Origin of the sequence: Parvibaculum sp. (assembly GCF_049651025.1) — a bacterium.
Lineage (GTDB): Bacteria > Pseudomonadota > Alphaproteobacteria > Parvibaculales > Parvibaculaceae > Parvibaculum.
On record NZ_JBASBH010000027.1, the window covers coordinates 1 to 24,066 of the forward strand.

23 protein-coding genes are annotated in these 24,066 nt (G+C 61.4%); 11 read left to right on the forward strand and 12 right to left on the reverse strand.

Annotated features, from left to right (window positions below; genetic code table 11):
• Together WA943_RS02795 and WA943_RS02800 are read right to left on the reverse strand one after the other, a co-directional pair.
• The coding region (locus WA943_RS02795; RefSeq protein ID WP_424468315.1) for a response regulator transcription factor at positions 1-270 on the reverse strand (270 nt) is incomplete at its 3' end.
• Positions 271-277: 7 nt separating this feature from the next.
• Positions 278-2,176, reverse strand: a complete 1,899-nt coding sequence (locus WA943_RS02800) for a tetratricopeptide repeat-containing sulfotransferase family protein (RefSeq protein ID WP_424468316.1) — start codon at positions 2,174-2,176, stop codon at positions 278-280.
• 236 nt (positions 2,177-2,412) lie between these two features.
• On the opposite strand from WA943_RS02800, the gene WA943_RS02805 reads away from it, so the two are divergent.
• Complete coding sequence (locus WA943_RS02805; RefSeq protein WP_424468317.1) at positions 2,413-3,213, forward strand: hypothetical protein; 801 nt, start codon at positions 2,413-2,415, stop codon at positions 3,211-3,213.
• A 40-nt stretch (positions 3,214-3,253) separates the two neighbouring features.
• A complete protein-coding gene (locus WA943_RS02810) occupies positions 3,254-3,799 on the forward strand; it encodes a L,D-transpeptidase family protein (protein WP_424468318.1) in 546 nt (181 codons plus the stop codon).
• On the opposite strand, the gene WA943_RS02815 is transcribed toward WA943_RS02810, so the two are convergent.
• On the reverse strand, positions 3,788-4,474 hold the full coding sequence (locus WA943_RS02815) for a YggS family pyridoxal phosphate-dependent enzyme (protein ID WP_424468319.1): 687 nt from the start codon (positions 4,472-4,474) through the stop codon (positions 3,788-3,790). The two genes, WA943_RS02810 and WA943_RS02815, sit on opposite strands and share 12 nt — an antisense overlap.
• Positions 4,475-4,517: 43 nt before the next feature.
• Between WA943_RS02815 and WA943_RS02820 the strand changes: the two genes are divergently transcribed.
• Positions 4,518-5,165, forward strand: a complete 648-nt coding sequence (locus WA943_RS02820; RefSeq protein ID WP_424468320.1) for a thiamine phosphate synthase — start codon at positions 4,518-4,520, stop codon at positions 5,163-5,165.
• A gap of 3 nt (positions 5,166-5,168) precedes the next feature.
• Here WA943_RS02820 and WA943_RS02825 read toward each other — a convergent pair whose 3' ends face one another.
• Both WA943_RS02825 and WA943_RS02830 read right to left on the reverse strand, forming a co-directional pair.
• A complete protein-coding gene (locus tag WA943_RS02825; protein ID WP_424468321.1) occupies positions 5,169-6,011 on the reverse strand; it encodes a sulfotransferase domain-containing protein in 843 nt (280 codons plus the stop codon).
• Between the two features lie 109 nt (positions 6,012-6,120).
• Complete coding sequence (locus WA943_RS02830) at positions 6,121-7,206, reverse strand: porin (protein WP_424468322.1); 1,086 nt, start codon at positions 7,204-7,206, stop codon at positions 6,121-6,123.
• Positions 7,207-7,988: 782 nt separating this feature from the next.
• Between WA943_RS02830 and WA943_RS02835 the strand changes: the two genes are divergently transcribed.
• From WA943_RS02835 to holA, 4 genes are all read left to right on the forward strand, one after another.
• Positions 7,989-8,525 carry a DUF3576 domain-containing protein gene (locus WA943_RS02835; protein ID WP_424468323.1) on the forward strand — a complete coding sequence of 179 codons (537 nt, stop codon included), beginning with the start codon at positions 7,989-7,991 and terminating at the stop codon, positions 8,523-8,525.
• Between the two features lie 97 nt (positions 8,526-8,622).
• The gene (leuS, locus tag WA943_RS02840) at positions 8,623-11,232 is read left to right on the forward strand and encodes a leucine--tRNA ligase (protein WP_424468324.1); all 2,610 of its coding nucleotides are present in this window, start codon (positions 8,623-8,625) and stop codon (positions 11,230-11,232) included.
• 4 nt (positions 11,233-11,236) lie between these two features.
• On the forward strand, positions 11,237-11,779 hold the full coding sequence (locus WA943_RS02845; protein ID WP_424468325.1) for a hypothetical protein: 543 nt from the start codon (positions 11,237-11,239) through the stop codon (positions 11,777-11,779).
• A 23-nt stretch (positions 11,780-11,802) separates the two neighbouring features.
• Entirely contained in the window at positions 11,803-12,849 is a 1,047-nt protein-coding gene (holA, locus tag WA943_RS02850) for a DNA polymerase III subunit delta (protein ID WP_424468326.1), read from the forward strand.
• A 39-nt stretch (positions 12,850-12,888) separates the two neighbouring features.
• Here the strand turns inward: holA and WA943_RS02855 are convergent, their stop codons facing one another.
• The 6 genes from WA943_RS02855 to WA943_RS02880 all read right to left on the reverse strand — a co-directional run bounded on the left by WA943_RS02855 (position 12,889) and on the right by WA943_RS02880 (position 19,278).
• Entirely contained in the window at positions 12,889-13,800 is a 912-nt protein-coding gene (locus WA943_RS02855) for a ParB/RepB/Spo0J family partition protein (RefSeq protein WP_424468373.1), read from the reverse strand.
• A gap of 229 nt (positions 13,801-14,029) precedes the next feature.
• Positions 14,030-14,956, reverse strand: a complete 927-nt coding sequence (locus WA943_RS02860) for a ParA family protein (RefSeq protein WP_424468327.1) — start codon at positions 14,954-14,956, stop codon at positions 14,030-14,032.
• Positions 14,931-15,584, reverse strand: a complete 654-nt coding sequence (gene rsmG / locus WA943_RS02865) for a 16S rRNA (guanine(527)-N(7))-methyltransferase RsmG (protein ID WP_424468328.1) — start codon at positions 15,582-15,584, stop codon at positions 14,931-14,933. Before rsmG ends, WA943_RS02860 begins: the two co-directional genes overlap by 26 nt.
• A gap of 41 nt (positions 15,585-15,625) precedes the next feature.
• Positions 15,626-17,491 carry a tRNA uridine-5-carboxymethylaminomethyl(34) synthesis enzyme MnmG gene (gene mnmG / locus WA943_RS02870; RefSeq protein ID WP_424468329.1) on the reverse strand — a complete coding sequence of 622 codons (1,866 nt, stop codon included), beginning with the start codon at positions 17,489-17,491 and terminating at the stop codon, positions 15,626-15,628.
• Between the two features lie 147 nt (positions 17,492-17,638).
• Positions 17,639-18,955 (reverse strand): tRNA uridine-5-carboxymethylaminomethyl(34) synthesis GTPase MnmE, encoded by a 1,317-nt coding sequence (gene mnmE / locus WA943_RS02875; protein ID WP_424468330.1) that lies wholly within the window; start codon positions 18,953-18,955, stop codon positions 17,639-17,641.
• 47 nt (positions 18,956-19,002) lie between these two features.
• Positions 19,003-19,278 carry a DUF6489 family protein gene (locus tag WA943_RS02880; protein WP_424468331.1) on the reverse strand — a complete coding sequence of 92 codons (276 nt, stop codon included), beginning with the start codon at positions 19,276-19,278 and terminating at the stop codon, positions 19,003-19,005.
• 75 nt (positions 19,279-19,353) lie between these two features.
• On the opposite strand from WA943_RS02880, the gene WA943_RS02885 reads away from it, so the two are divergent.
• Positions 19,354-21,456, forward strand: coding sequence for a thioredoxin domain-containing protein (locus WA943_RS02885; protein WP_424468332.1), 2,103 nt, complete (start codon positions 19,354-19,356; stop codon positions 21,454-21,456).
• Here WA943_RS02885 and gcvA read toward each other — a convergent pair.
• Positions 21,371-22,366, reverse strand: coding sequence for a transcriptional regulator GcvA (gcvA, locus tag WA943_RS02890; protein WP_424468333.1), 996 nt, complete (start codon positions 22,364-22,366; stop codon positions 21,371-21,373). The genes WA943_RS02885 and gcvA overlap by 86 nt on opposite strands.
• 96 nt (positions 22,367-22,462) lie before the next feature.
• Here gcvA and WA943_RS02895 point away from each other — a divergent pair, with 96 nt between their 5' ends.
• From WA943_RS02895 to WA943_RS02905, 3 genes are all read left to right on the forward strand, one after another.
• The gene (locus tag WA943_RS02895) at positions 22,463-22,633 is read left to right on the forward strand and encodes a hypothetical protein (protein WP_424468334.1); all 171 of its coding nucleotides are present in this window, start codon (positions 22,463-22,465) and stop codon (positions 22,631-22,633) included.
• 107 nt (positions 22,634-22,740) lie between these two features.
• On the forward strand, positions 22,741-23,433 hold the full coding sequence (locus tag WA943_RS02900) for a dienelactone hydrolase family protein (protein ID WP_424468335.1): 693 nt from the start codon (positions 22,741-22,743) through the stop codon (positions 23,431-23,433).
• A 9-nt stretch (positions 23,434-23,442) separates the two neighbouring features.
• Entirely contained in the window at positions 23,443-24,066 is a 624-nt protein-coding gene (locus tag WA943_RS02905) for a LysE family translocator (protein WP_424468336.1), read from the forward strand.

Here is a 24,066-nt window from a genome sequence, read left to right on the forward strand (position 1 = left end):
GTCGGAATCCGTATCCGCCCCTGTCAGCATGATGATCGGCACCTTGACGCCGTCCTTGCGCATCAGGCGGCAAACCTCGCGCCCATCCATGTCCGGCAATCCGACATCGAGCAGGACGAGATCGACATGGGCGGAGCGCACATGCTCAAGCCCACTCGCCGCCGACGGCATGGCGATGCAATCGAATTCCTCATGAAGCTGAAGCTGTTCGATCAGCGACCCGCGAAGCGCCTCGTCGTCATCGACGATCAGGATTTTCTTGGACGTCATGAAACGCTCAAAGCTGATAGCCGAAATGACGAATATGTTTTTCAAGCAACGGCAAAACCGGCGCCAGATGCTTCTCATAGCGCCGCCAGCGATCCGCCGCCGTGCCGTAGATCGGTTGCGTCACCTGCGCATATGACGGTGTACGGATCGTCCCGCGCGCCAGCGCATGCGCGGCAGGATCGCTCTGCGCCTCATTCCATGTAAGCCCAAGGAAATCGATCACCGGCTCGACCTCCCCACGCAGATCGCGAATGAGATTCTCGTACCGCACCTCGACGACATTGAGCGGCAACACCGTGCGATATTGCTGCCAGAGCGTCATGACGCGATCGTAAAGTCGCGCCGCCCCGTCGAGCGACAGAAAATTCGCCATCGCGCCATTTGGAATAAAGTCCTGCATGAAGCAGGACAGCACGACGTCAGCGGGATGACGCAGCGCGAGAATGATTTTCGCTTCAGGAAAGATGCGCTGAACGAGACCGATGTGAACGATGTTGAGCGGCATCTTGTCGACGATGATCTTCCCGGCAACGTCGACGCCCTCTTTCTCGACCTCCGCCCAATAAACCGAGCGCACATGACGACGAAGCTCGGCGGTAAGGGGTGCAAGCCCGAGCGGATAACCGCCCGGCAATGCATCCGCAGCCACCTTGGCAGCACGCAAGAGCGGGCGCTCCTCTATGACCTGCACTTCGTCATGCGAATCGAGAATCTGATCGAGCAGCGTCGTTCCCGATCTTGGAAAGCCCACAAGAAAAACCGGCGCGGCGCGATATTTCGCAACAGGCGGTTCGTCGGGTATCGCCTGCCAGCTTGAAATGAAAGCCGGCGTGAAAACCTCGATCAGTTTGTCCACGTCTTCCAGAAAGGCCTCATTGGTGACGCCCATCTGCTTGGAAAACTCAAACGTCTTTTCATTCTGCCGCGTGAAATAGGCAAAGGCTTCATCGACATTGCCAAGCTCATCGCAGACATTTGCCATCTCCGCATATATCACCCGGGCATCCGATGCCGACATTGCTTCCGCATTGACCCGGCTGAGGCGTTCATGGATTTCGGCAAGACGCTGCGGGTCGCGTTTGGCAATGCGGCGACGAGCCTTGGCCCAGACGCGCAAGGCATTTGCATTCTGAGGATCACGCGCGAGCGCCTTTTCCGCCCACAAAATCGCTTCCGGCAATTCCGACAGGCGCTCATGCGTCATCGCGATCATTGTCAGGAGCTCAAGCGGCTGCGGATCGAGTTGAGGGAGCGCACGATCGCAATAGGCAAGCGCCAGACGAAAATCTCCAAGGTCGCTCGCGGCCGTCGCTGCGCGTAGATAAGGCGCAATCTCGGCGGAGCGCAGCTTGATCAGCATTTCATAATCTTGAAGCGCTTCGGAGAACCTCTGCTGAGCAGCCAGAAGCTCTCCACGTTCGACATATGCATCGGCATATACCACGTCGATCTTGAGCGCCCGGTTATAGGAAGCAAGAGCCGCTTCAATCTTGCCCTGCTGACGCTGGGCATTTCCGAGATTCACCAGAAGATTTGGATGCGGCTTGGATGCCGCAAGCGCGGTGGAGATAAGGCGCTCCGATTCCGCCGCGTCGCCCTTCGCAAAGACAATAAGCCCGAGAAGATGCAATGCATCCGCTTGCCGTGGCACAAAACGCAGAATGAGACGCGCAATCTCCTCTGCTTGGCCAAAGTGCTTTGCCGCATAGAGTCCGGCGGCCTTCCTGAGCGCCTCGGCGATCTCACCGGACGAAGGCGCGCGCGGCACTGCAGGCATCGCAGAACCCGGCAGCGGGATCGTCGGTCGAAAGCCGCCCGCCATGCCGGGCAGTGGCACGGTTGGCCGCATGACCGGCCCCGGCGTGAAGGGCGTCGAAGGACCCTTTTTCGGCGGGCGTTTTGACATGACGAACGATCTCCGATCAGGCGGCATCTTCGCCGCAATCCGTTTCCCTCGACCAACCCGGATCACACGCGCTGGCCAAGCACTCAATATGGCCCGGTAATCTCTGCCGGGCAGCGCTTCAAGTCAAACCCGCGTCTCGCTTAAGACCTTGTTTCCATGAGACTTTGCCGCGGGCTTCAATTGGCCCAAGCCTTGCTGCCTTGAAGTGGAACCTCAGGCTCGAACAAAGCGCCAGTATGACCGATTTTGCCGCCTCCGCCGCACCCGCCCTTCACGGCAAGCACAATATGGCTTCCGACGCCTTCGACGCGTTGCGGACCGCGCGCGCGCAGGGAAAGACGCCCCAGGGGCAGGCATTGAGCTTTTCGGACCTTCTCGACACCATAAACCCCCTCCAGCATATTCCGGTCGTCGCGCAGGCCTATCGCCATCTGACCGGCGACACGATCAGCCCGCAGGCCCGGGTCGCCGGTGGTGCGCTTTACGGCGGCCCCATCGGCCTCGTCCTCTCCGTCGCCGATGCCGCCATAGCTTCGGTCTCCGGTGAGGACATAGGTGAACATGTCATCGCCGGCCTCTTCGGCAGCGACAAGCCGGAGCCGACGACGGTGGCGACGGCAACGCCGCCCGCAACGGCACAAGCCGCCGATACGACCGGATCGATTGCACCGGCGGCGACACCGGCAAGTGAAAAGTCTGCCCCCATGCCTGCCGCCGCGCCGGTACAGGTCGCATCAAAAACGCCGCCACAGCCGCTGCCCCAGCTCAGCCCTGACGCATTCAACGCCCTGATCGGCTCCTTTGCCGACCCGAAGGCCGCCAAGGCGGCAAACCCTGAGATAGCGGCGAAGGTTGCGGCCGCCGATGCCGCCTCTAAATTGCCGCTCCCCGCAGCGGCAAAGCCCGTCACAGGCAAGCCCGACGATCTGATGGCGGCCATGCAGACGAGCCTCGACCAGCTCGACGCACTGAAAGCCGCGAACACGGCGCAGCTTCCCGCCGCTGCCTTCGCACCGGGAGACACGGGCGGCTTCTGATCGCACTTGCCGCCGGGTCCCTGCTCATTAGAGTCGCGCCATGAGCATCTCGATAAATATTCACGTCACCGCCCCGAAAGGCGCGACGCTTGGCCGCCTCCGCTTTCACGGCGATGAATTCATCTGCGCCCTTGGCCGCTCGGGCATTGTCACGGCAAAACGAGAGGGGGATGGCGGCACGCCGATCGGCACCTTCCCGCTGCGGGAATTGCGATATCGGCCGGACAGGGTCGCACGACCGGTCAGCAGACTGACGATGATTGAAACACTGCCCGACGATGGATGGTGCGACGCGCCGGATGACGCGGCTTATAATCGCTTCGTCAAACGCCCTTATGGCGCAAGCACCGAAACGCTTTGGCGCGACGATCAGCTCTACGACATCGCCATCATGCTCGGTTACAACGATGCGCCCGTGAAACCGGGCGCAGGCAGCGCGATATTTTTCCATCTCGCGAAAGACAAGGACGGCGTCCTTCAACCGACCGAAGGCTGCGTCGCCCTGCGCCTCGACGATATGCGGAGCGTTCTCGCGAATGTGACGCCCACAACGCAAATGGTGATCGAGCTCGCATCAACTCCGTGAGCCGAACAAGGCGCTGCCGACACGCACATGGCTCGCGCCGCAACGGATCGCCGTTTCGAAATCCGCACTCATGCCCATGGAAAGCCCGGTAAGGCCATTGGCCCGCGCAATGTCAGCCAACAGCAGGAAATGTCGCTCCGGCGCTTCATCAACCGGCGGAATGCACATCAGCCCATCAATCGGCAGAGACAGTTCATCGCGGCATAGCCCGATGAACCGGTCGGTATCACTCGGCAACACACCCGCCTTTTGCGGCTCCTCGCCCGTATTCACCTGAATGAAAAGGCGCGGCAGGCGCGAACCGCTATCGCGTGCTGTCGCCAGCGCATGCGCAAGCCTTGGCCGGTCGAGCGTATGAATGACATCGAAAAGCGACAGCGCCTGTTTCAGCTTGTTGGTCTGCAAGGGCCCGATCAGATGAAGCTCTATTCCCTCCGTCTGCGATTTCAGCGCCGGCCATTTTGCCACCGCTTCCTGCACACGGTTCTCGCCAAAGACACGCTGCCCCGCATCGATCAGCGGCGTGATCTCCTTCGCATCGAAAGTTTTCGACACGGCCACGAGCGTCACCTCGTCATGTCGGCCAGCACCGGCCAAAGCAGTGGCCACACGGGCGCGAATATCGCCAAGCCGTCTGGCGGCGTCTCCCACTTCCTTGGTATCTGACGAGGACATAACTATGCTCAAGCGAGTAACGACGGGATGACAGGTGAAGCTAGTGGCTGCCGGGAAAAGTGACAAGCCGGATGCGATGATGCACGCAACGCGCTATCTCGGGACGCCTGCGCGGAAACACATGCCCCGCCTCATCGCCTTGACCGATCCAACCCGCGGGCCCGATCCCTTCGCCGCTCTGGCCGCCGTACCGCATGGCTCTATCCTGATCTGGCGCGCTTATGGCATCGACATTTCGCGGAGCGAGTTGGCGAAGCTCTCTCGAGCGGCACATGCAAAACGCTGCCTGCTGCTTCTGTCAGGATCGAACCGCACCGCATGCCCCGGCATCGACGGTATCCATCTCGCCGAGCATATGCTGAATACGCCGCATACGGATGGAATGTCGGTAAGGGCTCGTCGCTCAAGACCCGGACTGCTGGTCACGGCGGCAGCACATTCGCAATCCGCAATCCTTGCCGCGGCCCGCGCAGGTGCAGATGCAGTGTTGATATCGCCGGTTTTTGCGACCGCGAGCCACCCCGGCGCACGCACGCTCGGAGTCACGCGCTTTGCGCAACTCGCGCATTTTGCCTTGTCGCTCGGGCTTTCCGCCTATGCGCTCGGCGGCGTCACGACACCCGACAAGTTGCGCCGTCTTCGCGGCAGCGGCGCGAGCGGCATTGCGGGCATCGGCTTTCTCGCGCGCTAGACGTTACGCATAGTCCTTCGGAATGTAATCAAAGCGCTCCATCTGCTCGCGATGGTCGGAAATGATCCGTCGAATTTGCGCGGGCGACAATACTTCGCGCCATTGCTCGGAGCGACCTTCGCGAAAGAATGAAGATTGCGCTTTCTTGGGTCGCTCCCTGAAGCCTTCCTGCTCTTCCTGCTCTTTCAATGATTTGAAAGAAGAAAACCGGATCGCCCGATCGAGACGTTCCTGCGGCGGATTAAGTCCGAGAAATTCCGCAGTCTTTCGGAAATAGATCTGCGGTTGTTCAAGCATATCTTCGTAGCGCAACACGAGAAGTTGCGGATTGGGAGCGGCGGTCCAGCTAGCCACATGATGAGACCAGGAGGAGTGAACCTCCGGCACATGGCCATCGCCGGTATCAGTACCCACGCCTACCGTCGCCAGACGTTCAATCGCTTGGTCGAGAGACATTGAGTAGTGGTGCGTGACCGATAGTGCGACGTCGAGCGGATTTCGCAGAATGTAAATTCCGCCAGCCGTCACATCCATATTATGCAGCGGCTGGTCAAACCAGGTGCCGAGATAGTTGTGCGTCTTCACGAATACGGAGTCGGGAGAGGCGCGCGTAAAATCCATATGAACCAATGGCCGCAATCGCGCGATTTCTTCCGGCGAAATATCTTCATAGGGCTTGCCCGCGCGCGCCGCATAAGGAGCCGCGCCCGACTCACCAAGACAAAAACGGTTGAGCTCATTGATGGGAACAGGACGCGGGGGGTTCATCAGCAGGTTGTGAAGAAACGATCGCATCCATGTGTTGCCGGACTTTGGATAAGAGGCCAGCCAGATTATCGCGCCCATATATACGGTCTTTTTGAAATTTGCGGGTCGCCTCTTCTACCAAAGCAGATCGCGCAAAAAAAGAGAGCGGGCCGAAGCCCGCTCTCTCGATGTAATTATAGCGATGCGATTAGAACGCGACCGCAAGAACGAGACCAGCCGACTTGGCTTCGACTTCGCCAGCGCCGAAATCAACCTTGTTCAGCTGAAGGTCGAGACCGAGGTCCACGCCGGAGCCGAGGCTGTAACCGCCGCCGACCTGCCAGGACTTGTTCTCAGCGCCAGAAGCACCACCCTGGCCTTCGCCCTTGAGGTAGGCAACGCCAACAGTCCACGGGCCGGTCGCGTACTTAAGACCAGCCGTCCACACCTTCGTGCCCGAACCAGTCGTGGCCGAACCCGGAGACATGGTGTCCTTACCCTTGTACCAGGCGCCGCCGAGCGTGAAGCCGGCATAGCCGAGGTTGGCACCGATGCCATACTCTTCCGGATCGCCATTACCGAAGCGATCCTGGCCGCTGACGTAGAAGCCATCCACGCCGACATCGACACCACCGAATGTGCCGGCATAGTTCGCCGCCACTTCGAAGACTTCAGCGACGTTGGCCGCGCCCTTCGCCGTCAGGCCAAGACCATTCTGGCTCGGCGTGTTGCTGGACACTTCAGGCGTATAGGACGCGCCGAGCTGGAAGCCGGCGAGACGCGGCGTGAAGTAGCTGACCTTGTTGGAATTGGTCGCAAGCAGCGAGAAGGTCGATGCACGAACAACACCGTGGCCGTTATAGATGTTCGGCGAGTCGACGCCGTTGCCCGGCACGAACCAGGGCGACGTGTAGTGCATCTTGTAGGCGGCGCCGTCGGTGCCACCCATTTCGAAGCGACCGAAGCCACCTTCGAGGTAGGCGAAGAGCTGACGGAACGTCGCGTCGCCCTGAGCGGCATAGCCGAAGTCCGAACCGAGTTGCAGCTTCGCATCCACACCGGCGACGAGGCCGTTGTCGAGCGTGCCTTCGGCCTTGATGTCGATGTTACGAGCGACGAGGGCGACCTTCGTGTCTTCGAAGGACGTGGCGCCAACATTGTCGGCGTCGATGACGTAGAAGCCCGTGACGACGTTGCCGCCAACAGTAACCTTCAGCGGGTCGCTCGCGAGCGCCGGGCCGGCAAGAAGGCCGACGGCGACAAGTGCGGTCGTCCCAAGGAGTGTCTTTTTCATATGTTCCTCGCAGTGTCAGCGTTAGCTGTTCAATTTTACGAACCAGCGGAAAGCGCATCTATCCGTGGTCGCGTTCACCGCCGGGCCGACTGAGAAAATGCCCCCCGAGCGCGTGGCACGATTAATCAGGTGATAAGGCTACCGCGTCAAGTGAACGGAGGGGTCCGCAAGTCTGAAAGTCGGCGCATGTTGCGGAAAGAGCACAAGTCATTAAACGATAAATGGCAATGTGTTAGCGCCTGCGGCAGAAGCCGTCTGCGAACTTGGATGGCGGCAGGAGGGGGGTTTTTGCAGGCATCTCGAGTCGCGATCAATCAACGAATGATTGCCTGTGACGTTTAAATCACACACCCTCGGGAGCATCGCATCGGCATCTCGCGCATGGAAACGACGCCGCGTTGCGAGGCATGACCGGCCCCGGTATATAGAGTCGATATCGGCCGATTTTCATGCCCTTGACTGGAATTCACTTGCTCCCATCATTGAGGTGCGCAAGAACCAGCGGGTGTAATTTCGAACGGATAAATGCCGGTTCGAGGCCGAAAACAGGCCCTCGATCTTCGCATCGGGCGGGGTCGGATGTCTGAATCGGGCGGCGCGAGGGAAAGCCTGACTGGAAACGATTGCGGTCAGGTGCCGGCTCGGGATGAAATCCCGGCCGGAACAGGGGAAATCGGGGCGTAACGCGAGAGGCTTGCCGTAAAGCGATGACGAACGAAATGACCGCGCGTGCAGCGCGCAGGACTGAGACTTCGCGCCAGATGCGAGGCGGAATAAAGGCCGTGACGAGCGCCTGCCTGCTTGCCGGGCTTGTGGCACTGGGCGGTTGCGGCCTCTTCAAGGGCGGCGAGAGCAACTATCCTTCGCAGGAAGGCACCGGACCGACCAACCCGAATCCGACAGGCGAACGCCAGACGATTTTCGGCGAAGGCGGCATCAAGCTCTTCGGCTCGGGCGACGATGCCAAGCAGACCGGCGGCATCGGCGTCAACAGCTTCCTGTGGCGCGCTTCGCTCGACACAATCTCCTTCATGCCGCTCGCCTCGGCCGATCCTTTCGGCGGCGTCATCATCACCGACTGGTATCAGGATCCCAAGACGCCGGGCGAGCGCTTCAAGCTCACCGTCTACATCATGGACCGCCGCCTGCGTGCCGATGGTGTGAAGGTGGCTGTATTCCGTCAGAAGGCAGACGCCAAATCCGGCTGGATCGACGCGCCGACCGATGTGTCGACCGGCCCGAAAATCGAAAACGCCATCCTCGTCCGTGCCCGTCAGCTGCGCATCAACAGTGACGAAGCCGGCGACATCAAGAAATAGATCAGCTGGTAAGCCGGGGCTTCATCTGAAGCTCCGGCCAGCCCTGCCGCCCGGATCGGACTAATTGCGATCCGCGCCAAGCCCTCGAGCCCAAATCATGTCGACACGCTATAACGCCCGCGCCAGCGAACCCAGATGGCAAAAGGCCTGGGAAGACCATTGCAGCTTCCGCACCCGCGAGGGCGCCGAAGCCGAAGGCAAACCCAAATACTATGTCCTGGAAATGTTTCCCTATCCGTCGGGAAAGATTCACATGGGGCATGTGCGCAACTACACGATGGGCGACATCATCGCTCGCTACAAGCGCGCGCGCGGCTTCAACGTGTTGCACCCGATGGGCTGGGACGCTTTCGGCATGCCGGCGGAAAACGCCGCCATCGAGCGCAACACCCATCCGGCGAAATGGACCTATGCGAATATCGCCACGATGCGCAGCCAGCTCCAGGGCATGGGCCTTGCGATCGACTGGGAGCGCGAATTTGCAACCTGCGATCCCGAATATTACTGGCATGAGCAGGAACTGTTTCTGGATTTTCTCGCCAAGGGATTCGTCACTCGCAAGAAGAGCTATGTGAACTGGGACCCGGTCGACAATACGGTTCTGGCGAACGAACAGGTGATCGACGGACGCGGCTGGCGCTCCGGCGCACTGGTTGAGCGCCGCGAACTCACGCAGTGGTTCCTCAAGATCACCGACATGGCCGACGCATTGCTCGGCGGCCTCGACACGCTGACGCGCTGGCCGGAAAAAGTCCGGCTGATGCAGAAGAACTGGATCGGCCGCTCCGAAGGCGCGCGCGTATTCTTTCCGCTCATCGGCGCTGACGATGCAGATGCGTCGCTGGAAGTTTTCACGACGCGGCCCGACACTTTGTTCGGCGCGTCCTTCTGCGCGATCTCGCCCGGCCATCCGCTGGCCGTCAAACTGGCGAAGACGAACCCCGCCATCGACGCCTTCCTGAAGGAAGCGGCGCTTGTCGGCACAACCGAAGCGGCGCTCGAAAAGGTCGAGAAGAAGGGCATCGATACAGGCCTCAAGGCCCGTCACCCCTTCAGCGAAGGCCACCTCCTGCCCGTCTATGTCGCAAACTTCGTGCTGATGGATTACGGCACGGGCGCGATCTTCGGCTGCCCGGCCCATGACCAGCGCGACATCGACTTCGCGCGTAAATATGGCCTGCCGGTCATCCCCGTCGTCGCGCCGAAAGATCTCTCCGCTGCGGATCGCGACGCTTTCCTGAAAGACCTCACAACCAGCAGCGACGCCTTCACCGGCGATGGTATTGCCGTGAATTCAGCCTTCCTCGACGGGCTCGATGTAACGGCTGCCAAACGCGCCGCGATTGCAAAGCTCGAAGAGTTGAAGCTCGGCGAAGGCACAGTCAATTTCCGCCTGCGCGACTGGGGCATTTCGCGCCAGCGCTATTGGGGCTGCCCGATCCCGATCATTCACTGCGTCGATTGCGGCATCGTGCCGGTGCCGCATGATCAGTTGCCCGTGCGCCTGCCCGACGACGTGACATTCGACCAGCCCGGCAATCCGCTGGACCGCCACCCGACCTGGAAGCATGTCCCCTGCCCGACATGCAACAAACCGGCTCTGCGCGAAACCGACACATTCGACACATTCGTCGACTCGTCCTGGTATTTCGCGCGCTTCTGCTCGCCCAAATCGGCAAAGCCGACCGATCGCGCCGCGGTCGATTACTGGCTGCCGGTCGATCAATATATCGGCGGCGTCGAACACGCGATCCTGCATCTTCTTTACTCGCGCTATTTCAGCCGCGCCATGCATGCGACCGGCCATCTGGGCCTCGACGAGCCTTTCGACGGGCTGTTTACGCAAGGCATGGTGACGCACGAAACCTACAAGGGTGCCGACGGCCGCTGGCTCTTCCCCGAGGAAGTCAAATTCACCGATAGCGGCGCGGTCCACGTCGAAACCGGCGAAGTCGTAACGATCGGGCCGATCGAGTCCATGTCGAAGTCGAAGCGCAACGTGATCGATCCGACGGCGATCATCGATCAATACGGCGCCGACACCGCCCGCTGGTTCATCCTGTCGGACTCGCCGCCTGAACGCGATGTGCAATGGTCGGAAGCAGGTGCCGAAGGAGCCTGGCGCTTCACGCAGCGCTTCTGGCGCATCGTTACCGGCGAACCGGACGAGCTTTGCCCGGCAGGCACGCCTGCGCCCGCCACTTTCGACGAAGCCTCGATGGCGCTTCACCGCGCCGCCCATCGCTCGCTGGCAGCCGTCACCGACGATTTCGATAATCTGCGCTTCAATCGTGCCGTCGCCCGGGTTTACGAGCTTGCCAATGCAATCTCGACCTTCGTGCCCGGCAACGACATGGAAGCCGCACGCTGGGCGCGCCGTGAGGCCACCGAGTTCATGGTTCTCGCCGTCGCCCCCATGATGCCGCATCTGGCCGAAGAGTGCTGGGCCGAGCTTGGCCACAAGACGCTGGTGGTCGACACGCCCTGGCCGGTTGCCGATCCCTCGCTCCTCGTAGAAGATGCAGTGACGATTGCGGTTCAGGTGAACGGCAAGCGCCGGGACGAACTCGTCATCGCGCGAGATGCAGATAACGGCGAAATCGAGCGCGCGGCGCTCGCGCTTGAAAAAGTGGAGAAGGCTATCGATGGGAAAGCCGTCCGCAAGGTCATCGTGGTCCCTGGCAAGATCATCAACATCGTGGTCTGAGGTGTTGCACAGGCCCCTTCAGCTCTTCGCCCTCCTCCTGCTCGCAGGCGCCATGCTTCCGCTTGGCGCTTGCGGCTTCCGGCCGCTCTATGGCGACAACGGAACGACGGCCAGCACCGTCAATCGTCTCGCCGATGTGGATGTGATCGCGCCTGAAACCGTTCTCGGCCGCTCATTGAAATATAGTCTGCTCGATAGCTTGAGCAGCGACGGCAATTCGCCGACAAGCGCCACCTACAAGCTGACCCTGAACCCAAGCTCCTACAGGCAGGACGTAGCGATCCAGCAGGACGCCGCCGTGACCCGCGCGAATTTCGTGCTGGTCGTTCCCTTCATTCTGACCTCGGTGGCGGACGGCAAGACGGTCTTCAAATCGACGGCCCGTGCGCGCTCATCCTATAACCGCGTCGATTCCGAATTCGCCAATCTGAGCGCCGCACAGGACGCGGAAAAGCGCACGGCGGAAACGGTGGCGAAGGATATAAAGCAGCAAATCAGCGTCTTTTTCGATCGTCAGGCCGCCAAGGGCGACACGTCTGTCCAATAGGCGCGTGGCATGAAGATCCCGGCATGAAGATCAAAGCATCGGAAGCTGAACGCTTCGCCGCCCGGCCCGATGCGCGTGTTCGCGCCGTGCTGGTTTACGGTCCCGATTCCGGCTTGATCCGTGAACGGATCAATGCCCTGTCGCGCAGCGTCGTGGAGGATCCCTCCGACCCCTTCCGCATCGCCGATCTCACCGATGGCGATCTGCGTCAGGACCCTGCCCGCCTTGCCGATGAAGCCGCCGCCATCGCCATGCTGGGCGGCCGGCGCATCGTGCGCATTCGCGGCGCGGGCGACACGCTCTCAAAAACCTTCGATGGATTTCTCACCGATCCGAAGGGCGATGCGCTGATCATCGTCGAGGGCGGCGATCTGGGTCCGAGATCGTCATTACGCAAACTATTCGAAGAAGCGGCAAACGCCGCCGCGATGCCCTGCTATGCCGATGATGCGGCCACGCTTGAAGACACGATCCGCAAGCGCCTTGCCCGCGACGGACTGATGGCGGAGCCTGCCGCGCTTCAATATCTGACCTCCAATCTTGGAAGCGATCGCGGCGTAACGCTGAACGAGCTTGAGAAACTCGCGCTCTATATGGGGCCGGGATCGGCAGAGGGTGCAAAGCAGACGGTTACACTGGCCGATGTCCGCGCCTGTGTCGGCGACAATGCTGATTCAGGTCTCGACGATGTGGTGGATGCGGCCATTGGCGGCGACCTTGCCGCGCTCGATGTGGCATTGGCCCGCGCCCGCAGCGCTGATCTGAGCCCGATTGCGATGCTGAATGCGCTGTCACGCCACCTGATCCAGCTTCATCTTGTGGTCTCGGAGATCGAATCCGGCACGCCGGCCGACACTGCAATGCGCGCAATGCGGCCACCCGTGCATTTCAGCCGGGCAAGCATGGTCCGTCGTCAGTTGAGTCTGTGGAACCGGCGTCGGCTTGACCGTGCGCTGACCCTGGTGGTCGAGGCCGATACGCAATGCAAAACGACCGGATTGCCGGAAAACGCGATTTGCGGACAGACGCTGTTGCGCATCGCCCAGGCCGCGCGCGCGGGCGCGCGCTAGAACCAGTTCGGCGCGACATCAAAACGCATCAATTTGCGGTCAGTTGATCCGCGCGCCGCTCCGTCCGGCCAGACGGCGGCAGATCTCATCAAGCTGCTCGAGCGACTTGTAGGTGACGCGCACCTCGCCGCCTTCCTCGCCCGAATGATTGATCTCGACCTTGAGGCCGAGCTGCTCAGAAATATTGCGTTCCAGCGCGGCCGTATCGGCGTCTTTTTCCGAACGCGCGGAGCTTTGCCCCTTGCGCGGCTCGGACGTGCCGGTCGTTTCCTTGCGCGCCAGAGCCTCGGCATCGCGAACGCTCAAGCCCTTGGCAACGATTTCCCGCGCCACTTCCTCGGCGCGGGCCATGCCGATCAGCGGACGAGCATGGCCAGCCGTCAGCTTTCCATCTTCGATCAGACCGCGAACAGAAGCCGGCAGCGACAGAAGACGCATCGTATTGGCGACATGGCTGCGGCTCTTGCCGATCAGCTTCGACACCTTCTCCTGCGTATAATCGAACTGCTGCATCAGCCGGTCGTAACCCGCAGCCTCTTCAACCGCATTGAGATCGGCGCGCTGTACGTTTTCGATGATCGCGATTTCGAGCGACTGCGCGTCGGTCAGTTCCTTGATGAGGATCGGAACCTGATGGAGCTGCGCCTTTTGCGCGGCACGCCAGCGACGCTCACCGGCAACGATTTCAAACGCATCGGGATTGCCCTCGACGGGACGCACCACGATGGGCTGAAGAATGCCCTGCTCGCGAATGGAGTTGGAAAGATCGGCAAGCTCTTCCTCGCGGAAAACATGCCGGGGCTGAAACGGGTTGGGCCGCAGAAACTCGATCGGCACTTCGCGCACGCCGCGCGGCGCCTGAACGCCCGTATCTCCCAGCGCAAAGGCCGCGTCGTCGCCAATCAGCGCCGCAAGTCCACGCCCCAACCGGCTCGGGCTTTCCTCTGCCATCATCGTCATCCCCAAATCTCTATCTTTGTCTGTCGATCAGGTATCGCACTTCAGCCTTGATCGCTCGCACCGATCGTAACCGAAGTATGGCCGGCGTCACACCGCCCATTATTTAGCATATCAGCCGGAAACTTGAGGGTAACAGGCCCCGGCGCTACCGCGTATGGCCGAAACTCGGAAACCTTTCATCGCATTAACCGGCGATCTTAATGTGCCCCTGCCCGGTCGGTCAGGCTGCCGTCTGACGCAAGGCGCGCTCGCGACGGATCAGCTCTGACGCCAGCTTCATATAGGCTTTGCTCCCGGCGCAGCGATGATCGTAAACCAGCGCGGGCTTGCCATAGGAAGGCGCTTCGGACAGACGGACGTTGCGCGGAATGACCGTGCGATAGACCTTGTCGCCCAGATGCTGCCGAACGTCCGAGGCAACCTGATCGGACAACTTGTTGCGCTGATCGAACATGGTCAGCACCACGCCTTGAATTTCAAGGCGCGGATTGAGGCTCGACTTGACGCGCTCGACCGTCCGCAAAAGCTGGCTCAGACCTTCAAGCGCAAAGAATTCGCATTGCAGCGGCACAAGGATCGCATCCGCCGCCGTCATCGCATTGATGGTCAGAAGGTTGAGCGAAGGTGGGCAATCGATCAGGAGGTAAGTATAGGGGCGCTTCGTCATCTCGCGCTCCTTGTCGCTATCCTCGCGCAGACGACCCGAACGCGGCATGCGCGCCAAGGCATCGCGCAAACGATGCGAACGACGCGGCACGCTGGCAAGCTCAAGTTCCGCGCCGAGCAAATCCATCGTGGACGGAACAATGTCGAGGCCGGGAACCTTCGTCGGCACGACAGCATCTTCAATCAGCGCCGAGCCGATCAGAACGTCATAGGCAGAGACCTTACGCTCGGCCCTGCCGATGCCGAGACCCGTGCTGGCATTGCCCTGCGGATCGAGATCGACAATCAGCACACGCTCGCCGACGGCGGCAAGCGCCGTACCCAGATTAATTGCGGTGGTGGTTTTGCCCACGCCGCCCTTCTGGTTCGCGAGAACCAGAATGCGAGGCCGAACATTGGCAGGTTCGATGCGCACCGGCGCGGACGCCGTCAGGGTGCTTGCAACTTTTGCGGCGTCAGAGATCGCGTCGGAGATTTGCATGTTTGAGCCCCCAAAGCTTCAGCACCGTGCCGGAGGAGTCCGATTGGCTGGCATTGGCTTCAACTTCAAATATCCAATCTTTCCTTGAACCCGTCAATTCATCCGTGACGTTACGACCCTTGGGAAAGAGCCCAATCGTGCTTTTTCCCCAAAAAGGTGCCGACCAGGTGAGTATTTGCCACAAGGACGCCAACGCGCGGGCACTTATAATGTCGGGAGCGACGCCCTCCTCCATTACGAAGTCTTCGATCCGGCAGGCATGAACGCGAACCGGCGCGCCGGTAATCCGGGCCGCCTCTCGTAAAAACACGCATTTCCGTTGATCGCTTTCGACCAGATCCATCTGAAAACCCGGCCTGTCGCGCAAAAGCACCGCGACCACCAGCCCCGGAAACCCCGCCCCGCTCCCCAGATCGACCCAGCGCTTCGCTTCGACTGGCGCCATCGCAGCCAATTGGCCGGAGTCCCACATATGGCGCCGCCAAAGATCGGTCAGTGTCGCTGACGAAACCAGATTGATGCTCTTCTGCCATTTCAGCAAAAGCGCCTCATAGGCTTTGAGCCGCTCCATTGTTTCACGTGAAACAGAAGCCGCGGCAGAAAAGGATTCCGCATCAAGGACTTGCATACTGCCTGACACTATATATGGGGTCGTTCTCAGCCCTACCATCAAGCTGTGCGACGGACCCGCTGTTTTATGTGGACGAGAAGCGTCGTCAGGGCCGCTGGCGTCATGCCATCCACCCTCGCCGCCTGACCCAAAGTCGCAGGCCGCGACTTGCCGAGCTTGAGGCGAACTTCATTCGACAGGCCGAAGATCGCGTCATAATCGATATCGGACGGAATGCTCAGCCCTTCATCCTTGCGGAAGGAATTGATGTCCGATTGCTGACGCGACAGATAGCCGGAATATTGCGCCTCGATTTCGAGCTGCTCGGCCACCTCGGGCTCAAGCGTACCAAGCTCCGGCCAGACGGATGCCAGCTTCGAGATATCGATGTCGGGATAGGCCAGTAGATCGGCGGCGCTTCGCGACACACCGTCCTGATTGATCTTGAAGCCACGCTTCACCAGCTCATTCGGCGACATCCGCGCCGTTCTGGCCATCTCCTGCGCCGCCCTCAGGGCCGAGAGCTTCGTCTCGAATGTCTTCCGGCGCTCCTCACCGATAATGCCAAGCTCGACGCCCACCGGCGTCAGCCGCTGATCGGCATTGTCGGCCCGCAGCGTAAGGCGATATTCCGCCCGCGACGTGAACATGCGATAGGGCTCGCTGACACCGCGCGTGATGAGATCGTCGATCAGAACCCCGATATAGGCCTGCGCCCGGTCGAAAACGACCGGCTCACCGCCCCGCTCCGCTTGCGCTGCATTAAGCCCCGCGACCAGACCTTGCGCCGCCGCCTCTTCATAGCCGGTCGTGCCATTGATCTGCCCGGCGAGATAAAGCCCCGGCAGGCGCTTCGTCTCCAGCGTCGGGCGCAATTCGCGCGGATCGATATAGTCATATTCGATGGCATAGCCCGCGCGCCGCATGACGACGTTTTCCAGACCGGGAATGGTCTTCATGAAAGCGAGCTGAACCTCCGGCGGCAGCGCCGTCGAAATCCCGTTGGGATAGATCGTGTCGTCGTCCAGCCCTTCCGGCTCAAGGAAGATCTGGTGGCTGTCGCGTTCGCGGAACCGAACCACCTTGTCCTCGATGGACGGGCAATAGCGCGGCCCCACCCCTTCGATCTGGCCGGAATAGACAGGCGAATATTTGAGGTTCGCCTCGATGATCCGATGCGTCGCCTCACTCGTCCGCGTGATGTGGCAATTGACCTGAGGAACGGTGATTTCGCGGGTTAGAAACGAGAACGGCACTGGCGGGTTGTCGCCCGGCTGAATCTGAAGATCGCCCCAGGCGATGGAGCTGCCGTCGAGCCGCGCGGGCGTCCCGGTCTTCAAGCGCCCCAGCGCGAAGCCAAGGCCATAGAGCCGATCCGAAAGCCCCAGAGTCGGGGCCTCGCCGACGCGCCCGGCCGGAATGCGTTCTGTCCCAATATGAATCATTCCACGCAGAAAAGTCCCAGTCGTCAGAACAACCCGCCGCGCCCGGAAAATCCGCCCGTCCTCGGTGACGACACCGGCGACATGATTATCCTCGACCACCAGATCGTTGACGCCGCCCTCCACAACCGTCAGCCCGCGCTGGGCCTCGATCGCGGCCTGCATCGCCTTGCGGTAGAGCTTGCGGTCGGCCTGAGCCCGCGGCCCGCGAACGGCCGGGCCCTTGCGGCGATTGAGCAGGCGGAACTGGATACCCGCCGCATCGGCAACCCGGCCCATCAAACCGTCCAGCGCGTCGATCTCGCGAACCAGATGGCCCTTGCCAAGTCCGCCAATGGCCGGATTACAGGACATTTCCCCGATAGTGTCATAGCGATGCGTCAGCAGAAGCGTATTCGCCCCTGCCCGCGCCGCGCCGGACGCGGCTTCGCAGCCGGCATGTCCGCCGCCGATCACAATCACATCGAAGTCGAAAGAACCCAATTGAGGCCTCACACGCGCCGTACAGGCGATATCTGCGAAAGCTTTAGTCTGCGTCGGGGCACCCGGTCAAAGACTTTCCCCAAGGGCGTAGTCCCTCACAACCGGGAGTCGACCCCGTGTGAGCCGGACTCTGTTTCACGTGAAACATTATTTGCCGATACAAAAGTCCCGGAACACCACATCTAGCAAATCTTCGACATCCACCCGACCCGTTATCCGGCCCAGCGACCGCGCCGCCAAGCGCAAATCTTCCGCCACCAGCTCCCCGGAAATATCGTCCCGGAGCCCTGCAAAAGCCCTGTCGAGTTCCCCCGCGCAAGCTTCCAGCCCTTCGCGATGCCGCGCCCGCGTAACCACCGGGTGCTCCGACGCGCCGAACAAGACCGTGACCCGTTCCGTCAAAACCGCGACCAGCGCCTCAACGCCCTCGCCCGTCAGCGCCGAAATGGCCAGCGCCTCATCGGCCCCGCCTCCCATATCGGCCTTATTGACGATCCGAATGTCACCGGGACGGGCCAGATCGAAGTCGCCCTCGATCCCGCCTTCCGGCTTCGCTGCAACCATGACGAGTCTGAGGTCGGCGGATTCCGCCCTGGCGAGCGCCCGCCTGATCCCTTCCTTCTCGATGGCCCCGACCGCCTCGCGCAAGCCCGCCGTATCGGCCAGAGTCACCGGGATGCCGCCGAGATCGAGCCGGACTTCCAGCACATCGCGCGTCGTCCCCGCCTCGTCGGAGACAATCGCCGCCTCGCGCCCCGCCAGCCGATTGAGAAGGCTCGATTTGCCGACATTCGGCGGCCCGACGATTGCGACCTCGACACCGTCACGCAACCGCTCGCCCCGCCGCCCGTCATCGAGATGCGCTCGAATCTCATTCGCAAGCGCCTCGATCTCCGGCCCGAGCTGTGCCATCAGATCGGCGGGAATATCCTCATCCGCAAAATCGATTTCGGCTTCGGCATAGGCAAGCACCCGGATCAGCCGCGCCCGCCAGCCTTCATAGATACGGCCAAGTGCGCCTTCCATCTGCCGCAGAGCCTGACGGCGCTGCGCCTCGGTTTCCGCGTCGATGAGATCGGCAAGCCCCTCTGCCTCGGTCAGATCGAGCTTTCCATTCTCGAAAGCGCGCCGCGTGAACTCGCCGGGATTGGCCGCGCGCAAACCGGGCTGACGGCCAAGCGCGCCGAGAACGCCATCGACCACCGCCCGCCCGCCATGAACATGAAATTCGGCGACATCCTCGCCGGTGAAACTTTGCGGCCCGGCAAACCAGATCACCAGCGCCCGGTCGAGCGCCGCTCCATTCGCCGGATCAGAAATCCGGCGCAATGTGGCAACGCGCGGAGGCGGCACCTCGCGCCCCGTCAGAGCCTTGATGGCCGCCGAAGTCGCCGGACCAGAAATGCGGAGCACCGCCACACCGGCGCGTCCGCCCGCGCTCGAAAGAGCGTAAATCGTTTCCAATCCGAATCGATCCGATCGTTGAGTCAGTTGAACTAAATCGACGCGAGCTATTCCGGCTTGGCCGGTTTCTTCGCGCCTTTTGCCGCGCCGCCCGTCGCGCTGCGCGCCATGCCCCAAAGCAGATTCTGGAATTGCTCGAGCCCCTGCGCGCCGACAGGCAGGATGGCTTTTACCAGCATTTCGGGATCCATGTAGGAGAGGTTCGAGGCCATTTGCTTTTCGAGCTGGGCAAGAAGCCGCTGCTGCATCGCTTCGAGATCGGGAAGCCCCATCAGCCGTCTCGCCTCTTCCGGCGTAAGATCGACATCGATCGTAACTTTCATGGCCTGATCTCTCTCCAGTTCCATATGTTAGACAATGATCTGCATCTCCCCGAAGTGAACCGCCCGGACAACCCGATGTCACGCAATTTCCTGAGCGACGAGACCAGCCCCTATCTCCTCCAGCACAAGGACAATCCTGTCCATTGGCGCCCCTGGGGCGAAGCCGCTCTGGCGGAGGCCCGCGCGCAGAACAAGCCGATCCTTCTATCGGTGGGCTATGCCGCCTGTCACTGGTGTCACGTCATGGCGCATGAAAGCTTCGAGGACGATGAAGTTGCCGCCGTGATGAACCGGCATTTCGTTCCGATCAAGGTCGATCGCGAGGAGCGGCCCGATATCGACACCATCTATATGAACGCGCTCCATATGCTCGGCGAGCAAGGCGGCTGGCCGCTGACCATGTTTCTGACGCCCGACGGCGACCCCTTCTGGGGCGGTACCTATTTCCCCAAGGATGCGAAATATGGCCGGCCCGGCTTCATTCCGCTGATGGAGGAGGTCTCGCGCCTCTTCCGCGAGGAGCCGGAGAAGATCGAGCAGAACCGCACCGCCCTCGTCAAAGGCCTCGCCGCTCAGGCCGCCCATGCTCATCCCGGCGAGCCGACGCCGGACATTCTCGACAATGTGGCCGACAAGTTCCTGTCGCTGACCGATCCCGTCCATGGCGGCATCAAGGGCGCGCCGAAATTTCCGCAAACGCCCCTTCTCACTTTCCTCTGGCGCTCTCACCTGCGAAGCGGCCGCGACGATCTCCGCGCCGCCTCGCTCCGCGCCCTCGATCACATGTGCGAAGGCGGCATCTACGATCACCTCGGCGGCGGCTTTGCGCGCTATGCGGTCGATGAGCGCTGGCTCGCTCCGCATTTTGAAAAGATGCTCTACGACAATGCGCAGCTCCTGCGCCTTCTCGCTTCCGCCTGGGCAGAGACGAAGAAACCGCTCTATGCCCGCCGCGCGCGTGAAACCGTCGAATGGCTGTTCCGGGAAATGACGGTCATCGGCGAGCAAGGAGCAGCCTCGTCCCGCAGCGAGGCGCAACAAAAAGCCGGCGGCTTCGCGGCTTCGCTCGACGCCGATAGCGAGGGCGAGGAAGGCCGCTTCTATGTCTGGAGCGAGGCGGAAATCGACGCCGTTCTGGGCAAGGACGCGCTTCACTTCAAGCAGATCTATGACGTCAGCGCGCAAGGAAATTGGGAACACACCAATATCCTCAACCGCCTTTCCCGCGCCGATGAGCCCTTCTCGGAAGAAGAAGAGAAATCGCTCGAACCCTTGCGGCACAAGCTCTTTCTCGCTCGTGCACCCCGTATGCGTCCCGGTTTCGACGACAAGGTTCTGTCGGACTGGAACGGGTTGATGATCGCATCGCTTGCCGAAGCCGGCGCGACGCTGGCCGAGCCTTCATGGATTGAAGCGGCGGCGCGTGCCTATCGTTTCGTCCGGACGAACATGATCGTCGATGGCCGTTTGCATCACGCCTGGCGCGAAAACAAATTGCAGCATCGCGCCATGTCGGACGGCCTCGCCAACATGCTCGATGCATCGCTTGCGCTGGCCGAGGCGACGGACGACAGCGCCTATCTGTCCGACGCGGAAAAATTCGTCGCCGAACTCGACGCGCATTATTGGGATGAAAAACTCGGCGGCTATTTCTTCACCGCCGACGATGCGCCCGCCCTCATCGTGCGCACCCGCAGCGTCTCCGACAATGCGACGCCCGCCGCAAACGGCATCATGCCAGGCCTGCTCACGAAGCTCGCCCTTCTGACCGGCGAAGAAAAATATCTCGCCCGCGCCGACGAAATCATCCGCGCCTTTGCCGGCGAGTTGACCCACAACATCTTTCCGCTCGGGTCTTATCTCTCAAGCTTCGAGACGCGCATCTGGGCGATCCAGATCGTCCTCATCGGCACACGCGACGAAACGGCGGCCATGCGCCGCACCGTGCTGGGCATGGCCCTGCCGACGCGCATCCTCTCGCGCATCGATGCGGGGACGAACTTGCCCGACAATCATCCCGCCCATGGCAAACGCCAGATCGACGGCAAACCGACCGCTTATGTCTGTGTCGGCGAAACCTGCTCGCTGCCGATCACGAATCTTGAGGATCTGGCTTCGGCGCTTTTGCGCGCTCGCGCGCCGGGGTCTTCGCCCGCGCCCGCGCCTTCAGCATCTTGATCTCGGCGGGAAGCAATCCGGCTTCCTCGCGCATCCAGGTGCGGAACGCCTGAACCTTCGCCTTGCGCGCACTGCGTTCGGGATAGACGAGCCAATAGGCCTCGTCATCCGGCGTTTCGAGATCGAAAAGCCGCACGAGCCGCCCTTCAGAAAGATCGGTCATAGCCAGCGGATCATTGCCGAGCGCCACGCCCTGCCCGGCTGCCGCCGCCTGAAGCGCGAGCGAGGCTTCGACAAAGAGCGGCCCGCGAGACGCCCAGCGCGTGTTTCGCACACCTGCCGCATCGAGCCAGCTTTTCCAATGCGCCGTCGTCTCTTCATGGAGAAGGGTGTGGAACCGCAAATCGTCAGGCGTCCTGATCGGTTTTCCCGCCGCTTCCGCCGCCTGAAGCAAGGAGGGAGCGCAAACCGGATAGACGGTCGCCTCGAACAATCGCTCGCAGGTCACATTTTCCCAGCCGCCAAGCCCGTAAAGAATACCGATATCGACGTCCTGAAGGTCGAAATCCGTGGCCGCCGATGAGGGCATCAGCCGTAGATCGATATCGGGATGTGCGCGATTGAACCTGCCGAGCCGAAGCACCAGCCAGCGCGCGGCAAATGACGGCTCGACCGATACGGTGAGCGGCCCGCCTTCCTCGCCCCTGACCTGCGCCCAGCCCTCCGCGATCTGGTCGAAAGCGAGCGAAAGCACCGGCAAGAGCGACCGCCCGGCATCCGTCAGCACCACGGCGCGGCCCGTGCGACGAAAAAGCGCGACGCCCGCCTCCTCTTCCAGCGCCCGAACCTGATGGCTGATTGCGGCATGAGTGACGTGCAACTCCGCTGCGGCGCGGGAGAAATTCCCGTGGCGCGCTGCGGCTTCGAAGGCCCGAAGCGCATTCAATGGCGGCAGTCTGCGGATACTCATATGTTAGATATTCTTACACCTGCTGTTAAAAGTCATCGTTTGAAAAGCCATCTATGGGCATCTATCTAACTATCATCGAACTCAATGGTAATTAAAATGAACATCATCGGTCTTTTCGCGCGTTATTATGTCGACGCATTCAGCGTCGCCCTCGCGCCCCATGCACAGGCTTCGCAGCGCAACAATGCGCGCGCCATGCCCTCTCTCGCAGCCCGCGCCCGTGCGGAAGCCACCACTTCCGCCAACAAAGAAGTCCGCGCCGCCTGATCCGACACGACCTCGCGAGGCGATGACATCAAGTCTCGCCTCGCAACCCTCGCCCCGCCCGGCTAAAGTCCACGCCCATCATCCATTTCGAGGCGAGGAGGCCGGATATGAGCGGCGAAACCATCACAATTAATGGGCCGGACGGCTCTTTCTCCGGATATCTGGCAAAGCCGGCATCGGGCAAAGGCCCGGGCATTGTCGTCATCCAGGAAATTTTCGGCGTCAATCAGGTCATGCGCGACATCGCCGACGGCCTCGCGGCCCAGGGCTATGTCGCCCTCTGCCCCGATCTCTTCTGGCGCATCGAGCCCGGCATCGACATCACCGACAAGACCGAAGCCGAGTGGAAGCGGGCCTTTGAGCTTTTCGGCCTCTTCAACACCGAAACCGGCCTCACCGACATCAAGGCGACGATCGACACGCTTCGCCCCCTGACCACCGGCAAGGTCGGCGCGGTCGGCTATTGCCTCGGCGGCTTCATGGCCTATCTCACCGCCTGCAAGACCGATGCGGACGCCTCCGTGGGCTTCTACGGCGTCAACATCCAGACGCGCCTCGCCGACGCCGAATTCATGACGAAGCCGCTGATGCTCCACATCGCCGGCAAGGATGAATTCGTCAATCCCGGCGCGCAAGCCGAGATCATCGACGATCTGCGCGACAATGCGCTCGTCACCATCCACCAATATCCCGAATGCGATCACGCCTTCGCCCGCGTCGGCGGCCAGCACTACGACAAGAAGGCCGCGGACGAGGCCAACGCCCGCACCCTCGCCTTCTTCAAGAAGAACCTGGCGTAAAACATCTTGATGTCGCTTGAACTCTATCTGGCGTTTCTTGCGGCAACACTGGTGCTCTGCATCGTGCCGGGGCCGGTCGTGACCTTTCTCGTCGCGACCGGCATCCGTCAGGGTCCGCGCGATGCACTCATTGCGCTGAGCGGATCGACAAGCGCGCTCGTGGTCCACATGGTTCTCGTGGTCGCAGGCCTTGCGCCTCTGCTCGCGGCACTCGGGCCCTGGGCGGAAGCGCTGAAGCTGATCGGCGCGGCCTATCTCGTCTGGCTCGGCATTCAGGCCTGGCGCGCACCGATCGAGCATGGCGACGTGGCGACGCCCGCCGCTCCACGCGCGAGACCCGTAACACTCTATCGGCGCGGCTTTCTCATCTCGGTGACCAACCCGAAAGTGCTGGCCTTCTACGCCGCCTTCTTCCCCCAATTTATCGACGCTGCAAAACCGGCAACGCCGCAGCTCATGCTGCTAGCTGTGAGCTTCGTCACGCTCGGCGCCTTGTCCGACGGCACCTATGCCGTCGCCGCAGGTCGTCTCGCGCCGCATCTGAAAAGCGCGCGCGCACAAATCATCCGCAACAAGATCACAGGCGTCGTTCTCGCCGCCGCAGGGCTCGGCCTTGCGCTGGCCAGACGCTGA